Source organism: Proteus myxofaciens ATCC 19692 (assembly GCF_001654855.1).
GTDB lineage: Bacteria > Pseudomonadota > Gammaproteobacteria > Enterobacterales > Enterobacteriaceae > Proteus > Proteus myxofaciens.
The window spans coordinates 1-8,122 of the sequence record NZ_LXEN01000021.1 but is presented as its reverse complement, the minus strand read 5'-3'; the positions used below and the strand labels follow the sequence as shown (position 1 = coordinate 8,122).

The following is an 8,122-nucleotide window of genomic DNA, read 5'->3' as shown; positions in this document are numbered from 1 at the left end:
TTAGGGATCCTGACTGCTGGCGCATCAATCATGCCTTTGGCAGAAGCAGGCATTAAATTGTCACCAGAGCGTCGCGAAGGCGCTGAAGATAAACGTTATGGCATGCTAATTGATTTACGTCGTTGTGTGGGGTGTCAATCTTGCACTGTGAGCTGCGCTATCGAAAATCAAACACCCCAAGGTCAATTTAGGACGACAGTAAACCAATATCAAGTCGCTATCAAGGGGCAGGATGAGATAACTAACGTCTTATTACCAAGATTATGCAATCACTGTGATGAACCGCCTTGTGTGCCTGTTTGTCCTGTTCAAGCAACTTTTCAACGCAAAGATGGCATTGTTGTCATTGATAATGAACGTTGCGTGGGATGTGCTTATTGTGTGCAAGCTTGCCCTTATGATGCGCGTTTTATTAATCATTCAACACAAACAGCAGATAAATGTACGTTCTGTGCTCATCGCTTAGAGGCGGGGCTACTTCCTGCTTGTGTTGAATCTTGTGTCGGTGGTGCTCGTATTATTGGTGATATGAAAGATCCAAATAGCACGATTAGTAAGATGATACGGACTTATGAAAAAGAGCTAAAAGTCTTAAAACCAGAAAGTGGCACAGTACCTCATGTATTTTATCTTGGGTTAGATGATGCGTTTGTACAACCTTTATTAGGCCAGGGGCAACCCGCATTATGGCAGGAGGCGCATATATGATGATGCCAATTTCTCAAATTCAAGAAGTTATCGCAATTCCTCAAGAATATTTTTGGTTACCTTGGGCTGTTCAATATTTCTTTTTTATTGGTATTGCTTGCGGTGCAACATTATTCGCTTGCTTACAATGCTGGAAAGGTAACTCAGGCAATCATCGTTTAGAAGCAGTTGCGGTGTTTATTGCAGTCACGGCAGGTATTACTGCACCTTTAGCACTTACTGCTGATTTACATCAAACTGCACGAGTTTGGCATTTTTATGCCTACCCAACACCATGGTCTTGGATGGCATGGGGTTCATTATTACTCCCTTTATTTTCTGTATTTAGCCTCACTTACTTTCTTGCCATTATTGTTCGCTTAATTTGGAAACGTGAATATAAATTGACGCGCTGGATTGCATTAGCTTGTTCATTAACTGCTATTGGATTATTGCTTTATACGGGGCGTGAGGCCTCTATTTTAAAAGCAAGGCCTGTTTTATATACCTATTGGTTACCTATCTTATTATTTTTTAGCGCAATGCAAGTTGTACCTACATTACTTGCTTTGGGCACTCGTCGTGAACCTGTTCATCAACGTGAGTTATCAATGTGGTTTGTGAGTTCACTTATTCTATTAGCTGTATGTATGGGGTTTTGGATTACAGGTAACACCCTATCAGGTGAGGCGATTAGACAACAATTAGTAATGGGGAGTCTAGGCTGGTGGAGTGCGATAGGTGTGGCGATTTTATGGTGTATCAGTATGGCGATGGGAATATTAATGGCGAAACAGGCACGCTCAGTGGCATTCATTACTGCAATGGCGTTTATTTCGATGGGACTTGCTTGGGTATTGCGTTGGTTAATGTTAATGGGCAGTCAATATATTCCGAAATATAACATTATTACAAATCCTTATGAATTTACATTAGGCAATGATGGATTAATGGCTATTGTCGGGACTTTTGCTCTGTGGATAGCTTTAACTATTTTATTAAGAGAAAGCGTTCGTTGGGTCGTTAGGAGAGTGCAACATGGCTAAGTTTACAAGACGTCAATGGCTTAAAGGTGGGTTAGTTATTGGTGGTATTGCAGTATTTGCGACAAGTTATCGTGATGTGGCTAAACGCGCTGTAGATGGCCTTCTTGATGGCTCATCAGGTAAAGTCACATTAGATAGAATTAATGGGAATTCGCTGTTACCTGAAGGCAAAGTTACTAAAAATACAACTTGGCAACCCAATACAGAGCAAGCAGTTTGTATGACACAATGTTTTGGATGCTGGACACAATGTGGTGTTCGTGCTCGTGTTGATCGAGCGAATAATAAAGTATTGCGCATTGCAGGTAATCCTTATCATCCTTTATCTCACGATCATCATTTTGCTTATAACATGCCAATAAAAACCGCATTTGAAAAAATGGGTGGAGAAAGTGGTTTAGAACATCGATCTACAGCCTGCGCGCGTGGTGCAACCATGATGGAAAGCCTTGATAGTCCAACTCGTATTTTGGAACCAATGAAACGAGTAGGTAAACGAGGTGAAGGCAAATGGAAACGTATTAGCTTTGAGCAACTAATTCACGAAGTGAGTGAAGGTGGTGATTTATTTGGTGAAGGTCATGTTGATGGTTTACGTGCGATACGCGATTTAGAAACGCTAATTGATCCTAAACAGCCTTCATTAGGCCCTAAAGCAAATCAATTGTTAGTTACGAATGCCGGTGATGATGGTAGAGATACATTTATCCGTCGTTTTGCACAAAATGCATTTGGTAGTAAAAATTTTGGCGCTCACGGTTCTTATTGTGGATTAGCTTATCGAGCAGGATCTGGCGCATTAATGAATGATTTAGATAAAAATGCGCATGTAAAACCTGATTGGGATTATGTCGAATTTGCACTATTTTTAGGAACCTCACCCGCTCAATCCGGTAATCCGTTTAAACGCCAAGCCCGTCAATTGGCTAATGCCCGTACTCGAGATTCTTTTCATTATGCCGTAGTGGCACCTGCATTACCTTTAACGACAACGCTAGCGAATGATCATGGACATTGGATACCAGTACAACCGGGCACTGATGCGGCTTTAGTGATGGGGATGATCCGCTGGATCATAGAAAATCAACGCTACAATGCAGAGTATTTATCAGTTCCTAGTGAAATCGCAATGGAAAATATGGGTGAAAAAAGCTGGACTAATGCAACCCATCTTGTCATCAGTGATGATAAACATCCATTATCGGGTCAAATGTTAACAACAGCACATCTTACCGATGTTGTTGAAGGAAAAGAGCAAAATCTTGTTTTATCAATTGACGGTCAATTATTACCAGCAACACAGCTTGATAAAGCACAATTATTTGCGATTGATGTAGTGACATTAAAATCAGGCGAAAGCGTTACCGTTAAATCAAGTTTTCAGCTACTTAATGAAGCTGCAAAACGAATGACATTAGCTGAATATAGTGAACGCTGCAAAGTACCTGAATCGACTATTATTGCACTAGCGCGTGAATTTACTGCTTATGGACGAAAAGCTGCTGTTATTTCTCATGGTGGCATGATGGGCGGTAATGGTTTTTATACAGCATGGAGTGTCATCATGCTGAATGCGTTAATCGGTAATTTAAACCTTAAAGGCGGAGTATCTGTTGGTGGTGGTAAGTTCAATGGCGCAACAGACGGGCCTTGCTACAAAATGGATAGCTTTAAAGGAAAAGTAAAACCACAAGGGATGGTATTATCTCGCAGTAAAATGGCTTATGAAAAATCTGATGAATATCGATTACGTGTCGAGAATGGCGAACAACCGTACCCTGCTAAAGCGCCTTGGTACCCGTTTGCTGCTGGCCAATTAACTGAGCAGTTAGGCTCAGCGCTAGAAGGATATCCTTATTCGTTAAAAGCGTGGATAACGAATATGACAAACCCTGTTTATGGTGTAGCAGGTATGCGTCAAGTAATGGAAACGCGTTTAAAAGATCCTAAACATTTACCTCTTATCATTGGCATTGATGCCTTTATGAATGAAACGACCGCACTCGCTGATTATATAGTGCCTGATACACATAATTTTGAAAGTTGGGGATTTAGTGCGCCGTGGTCAGGTGTGCAAGTCAAAGCCAGTACAGCACGTTGGCCTATTGTTGAACCTCGTGTTGCAAAAACAAGTGAAGGTCAACCTATCTCAATGGAAACATTTTGTATAGCTGTTGCTAAAGTGCTTAATTTACCTGGTTTTGGTGATGACGCGATTGAAGATATGGAAGGTAATTTTTATCCTATTAATAGTGCAGAGGATTACTACTTACGTGTCGCCGCTAATATGGCATTTATAGGTGAAAAACCTGTTTCAATTGCTACAAATGAAGATATTTTATTGAGTGGTGTTGATGCTATTTTGCCTAAAATTAAATCAACCTTGAAAAAGGAAGAAGTGCTTCGTGTTGCTTATATTTATACACGAGGTGGACGTTTTGCACCTTATGAGAAAGCGTGGGACGGGGATAAAACAGGTCCTCAATGGAAAAAACCATTACAAATTTGGAATGAAGAAGTTGCAAAAAATCATCATGCGATAACAGGTGAGCGCTATAGTGGATGCCCAACTTATTATCCACCTCGTTTATCTAATGGCAGTGATATTCATGAGTTTTATCCACAAAAGCAGTGGCCATTAAAATTGATGTCATTTAAATCACATATGATAAGTAGTTCAACGGGGATGATCCCACGTTTAAGAATGGTGAAACCGACTAATCTTGTCGCGATTAATCCACTAGATGGTCAAAAATGGGGAATCAATCACGGTGATAAAGTGCGGATTATAACGCCTGGTGGTCAAGTAGAGGCTGAGATTAGTTTACTTTCCGGTGTGATGCCAGGTGTATTGGCGATTGAACATGGTTATGGACATCATGAATTAGGCGCTCGTCAGCATTATTTAGATGAACGACCTTTATCTGTAGATAAAAGTATAGGTAACGGTATCAATCTTAATGATTTAGGGTTTGCTGATCCCACAAGAGCGGTCGCTAATACTTGGTTAGATTGGGTTTCTGGTGCTGCAGTTCGTCAAGGGTTACCGGCTAAAATAGAGCGTATTGCTTAAATGACTTTATTTGTCATGATTGTGATTATTTCACTCTTTTTATTTTGAAATAAAAAATATTAAAAATAGAGAGAGTGAAAAAAGTGAGAACTAACAATCATAAGAATACATGAGAAAAATGTATTATAGTATATGAATATTTATTAATAAGTTATAAATGACGCAAATACCCACTCAGGTTACATTATTTTTTTATTTATTAAATATGTCAAGGCATGCTTATTCCAAAAAACGTGTTTAAGATAGATGAAAATATAGATTTTATAAATTCTATTTTAAAATAATAAACATACATAATTACGAATAGATTACTATAAGTAATAAATAAATTTATGTTTATTAATTATAAGTTGAAATTTCACTTTAATTATTTATCATAAATATACTTGATTATGTTGTATATGAAAAATAATTCAATTCTATTTTTTACATTAATTTTTTCTGTTATGTGCCGTTTGTGGGAATAAACGGTGCTGTTGCTTATTTTTAATTTTTTTGCTATTTGATGATTGGGGATTTCGTTCATCCAATAATTAATTATTTTTTGTTCCTGTGAGCTAAAAATAGAACATAGTGAATGATTATAAGTAGGAAAATAAACTTGGCAACGCGAGATAAGAGCTGATGTTTTATCTAAAACCCAAGGAAGTACCTTTTTAGGTAAGATAAAACAGTTGTTTGTTAGTGCGACAGGGCGTTCTTTGTCTGGATAATTCGCATCAAGATAAAGATAAAGACGACAATTTTTTGTGAGTAAAAAGAAATATTGTAAGCTCTTACTATGCGTTATTTCACGGCAATATTTTGTCAGGTTAATAAATATAATATCAGGCATGGTTTCATTAATATAATCATTTGCCTTTTCAATAGATGTAATATCTATAATTTCATGTCTCACATTCTTTTTTAAGAAATAATGTTTAATACCATTACGAGTAAAAAAGCATTCATCAATAATAAGTACTTTCACAAATAACTTCCTTGTTTGCCCTGATTGTTATTTATTAAAATAAAGATAACAAGGCTTTCTGTCAATTCGGCTTATATATCTTTTTTTTAAAGATATATCGAATAAAAACAATATTATAAATGATAATATAAAAAGCATGATTATTTATTACAATGGTAATAATTTAAATAAAATTTAACAAATCAATGATTGTTTTCTATTAGATTATTTGATTTATAAAATAAATAAGAACAGGAGTACATAGTACTCCTGCTTACGTTCTTTAGCTTTCAATTTTCTTTTAATGCTTAGACTTTTTTGAAACAATTTCTTCTGATGATTCTATTTTATCAATACCAGCTTGAAGAATATGAATCAGTTGCTTTGCTATGTCTGTTGTAAGCCACATTGTTTTATCAACAACAGCATTTTCTGGTTGATGTTCATTTTCAGGAAGATAATGTAGACGCAACATCATTGCATCATAGATATCAACAGTACTTATGTCCCAACCAACAACAGGATGTGTCTGAATAACTTCATTTTTTGTACTCATGATACCTCCTAATCATACAACAGGTTTTGACTAAGAGAGAAGTTCCCACAAGGTGGTTACTTTTCAGTATACGAGATTTATCATGATAAAAAAGATAAATTTGTACTAAAACAAAAAAGCATTCGAATTTTGATAAAGAAAAATGCACCATTCACTAACAATAAAATATATATGGTGCATTTAGGGATAGTATCAAGGCTTTCGATTAATTGACAGTGATTTCCCAATGAATATTTTCATTTGCTAAAAATGGAATTAATGCTTCATCTCCACATTCTATTTTTGCAGGTGCGAAAACTTCTTTTTCTGTTAATGTTAGTGTTCCTTCATTAACAGGTAGATTGTAAAAACGAGGCCCATTTAGGGAACAGAACGCCTCAAAATGTGCTAATGCGTTGAGTTCTTTAAATACAGTCGCATAAGCGGCAAGTGCTGTAGGTGCATTAAAAACCCCCGCACAACCACATGAAGATTCTTTACGATGTTGTAAGTGTGGCGCTGAGTCAGTACCTAAGAAAAATCGAGAACTGCCTGATGCAACAGCTTGTCTTAGTGCTTCTTGATGAATATTGCGTTTTAAAATTGGCAGACAATATAAATGAGGCTTTACGCCACCGACTAACATATGGTTACGATTAAACATTAAATGTTGTGGTGTAATAGTGGCACCGAGGAATTCATTACCTTCTAACACGTATTGAGCGGCTTCTTTTGTGGTGATATGTTCAAAAACAATTTTAAGTTCAGGAAATTGTTTACGAACTGGGTTCATAACACTATCAATAAAACGCGCCTCTCTATCAAAAATATCAATATCAGATGCTGTCACTTCGCCATGAATAAGCAAAGGCATTCCGATTTTTTCCATTACCGCTAAGATAGGATAAATTTTCGTGATGTCAGAAACACCATGGCTTGAATTCGTGGTTGCATTTGCAGGATAAAGTTTACAGGCAGTAAAAACACCTTGTAAAAAACCTTGTTCTACCTCTGATGGTGATGTGCTATCGGTAAGATAACAAGTCATTAAAGGTTCAAATGAAGTGCCGGTTGGGATAGCCGCTAAAATTCGTTCGCGATAAGCTTTTGCAGCTTCTATTGTAGTAACAGGCGGTACAAGATTTGGCATAACTATCGCTCTACCAAAATAACGGCTGGTATAAGGAACGACGGTTTTTAACATATTGTCATCACGAAAATGAGCATGCCAATCATCAGGACGACGAATAGTGATAGAGATAGGGTGTGCTGTGGTCATTTACCGGCTCCGTAAGTCTTAGGAAAATCGAAAGATGCGGGATTGGACTATCAAGTAGTCAAGCCGGGATGAAATATTAGAACGAAAATGATTAAATAGCTATCATTTAATCAAATATTTTTTATTGTGTGTAAGGAAAAACAGAGAATAAAATCAAAAGGTTAAGAGGGGTGACACAGAAAGAAAATGGCTCCTCCAACTGGACTCGAACCAGTGACATACGGATTAACAGTCCGCCGTTCTACCAACTGAACTATGGAGGAACATCTCAATTGGCGGGTATAATATAGTGGTAAAATTAAGATGTCAAAGCCCAATCAAGAATATTCGTTCAAATGCATAGATAAACAGCAATTTGGCTAGTTTAAAGACATTTTTTATAAAATGATGATGATATATGAATAAAAAATAATTAGGTTAATAAATGGGAATATTTTAAGAAAAAGAAAGATAGGCGTTATAACCGTCATTTTCAGAGTATATATAGTATATAGCAAAAGCCCGCTAACTTAGATAAAAGTAGCGGGCTTTTAAATTTGGCTCCTCCATAGTT

6 protein-coding genes and 1 tRNA gene are annotated in these 8,122 nt (G+C 36.9%); 3 read left to right on the top strand and 4 right to left on the bottom strand.

Going from position 1 to position 8,122, the window contains the following annotated elements:
• From ttrB to ttrA, 3 genes are all read left to right on the top strand, one after another.
• Positions 1–708 (top strand): tetrathionate reductase subunit TtrB (gene ttrB, locus M983_RS02605; protein ID WP_074388135.1); only part of this gene is annotated, 708 nt, incomplete at its 5' end.
• On the top strand, positions 705–1,733 hold the full coding sequence (gene ttrC / locus M983_RS02600) for a tetrathionate reductase subunit TtrC (RefSeq protein ID WP_066746607.1): 1,029 nt from the start codon (positions 705–707) through the stop codon (positions 1,731–1,733). The genes ttrB and ttrC, both read left to right, overlap by 4 nt.
• Complete coding sequence (gene ttrA, locus M983_RS02595; protein WP_066746604.1) at positions 1,726–4,806, top strand: tetrathionate reductase subunit TtrA; 3,081 nt, start codon at positions 1,726–1,728, stop codon at positions 4,804–4,806. The genes ttrC and ttrA overlap by 8 nt, the downstream gene beginning before the upstream one ends.
• Before the next feature lie 367 nt (positions 4,807–5,173).
• Here ttrA and M983_RS02590 read toward each other — a convergent pair whose 3' ends face one another.
• The 4 genes from M983_RS02590 to M983_RS02575 all read right to left on the bottom strand — a co-directional run bounded on the left by M983_RS02590 (position 5,174) and on the right by M983_RS02575 (position 7,832).
• Positions 5,174–5,776: a response regulator transcription factor gene (locus M983_RS02590; protein WP_066746601.1), complete on the bottom strand. Its 603-nt coding sequence runs from the start codon at positions 5,774–5,776 to the stop codon at positions 5,174–5,176.
• A 280-nt stretch (positions 5,777–6,056) separates the two neighbouring features.
• A complete protein-coding gene (bssS, locus tag M983_RS02585) occupies positions 6,057–6,311 on the bottom strand; it encodes a biofilm formation regulator BssS (RefSeq protein ID WP_066746599.1) in 255 nt (84 codons plus the stop codon).
• Between the two features lie 205 nt (positions 6,312–6,516).
• Entirely contained in the window at positions 6,517–7,569 is a 1,053-nt protein-coding gene (gene pyrC / locus M983_RS02580) for a dihydroorotase (RefSeq protein ID WP_066746593.1), read from the bottom strand.
• 187 nt (positions 7,570–7,756) lie between these two features.
• Positions 7,757–7,832, bottom strand: a tRNA-Asn gene (locus M983_RS02575).
• Positions 7,833–8,122: the final 290 nt, after the last annotated feature.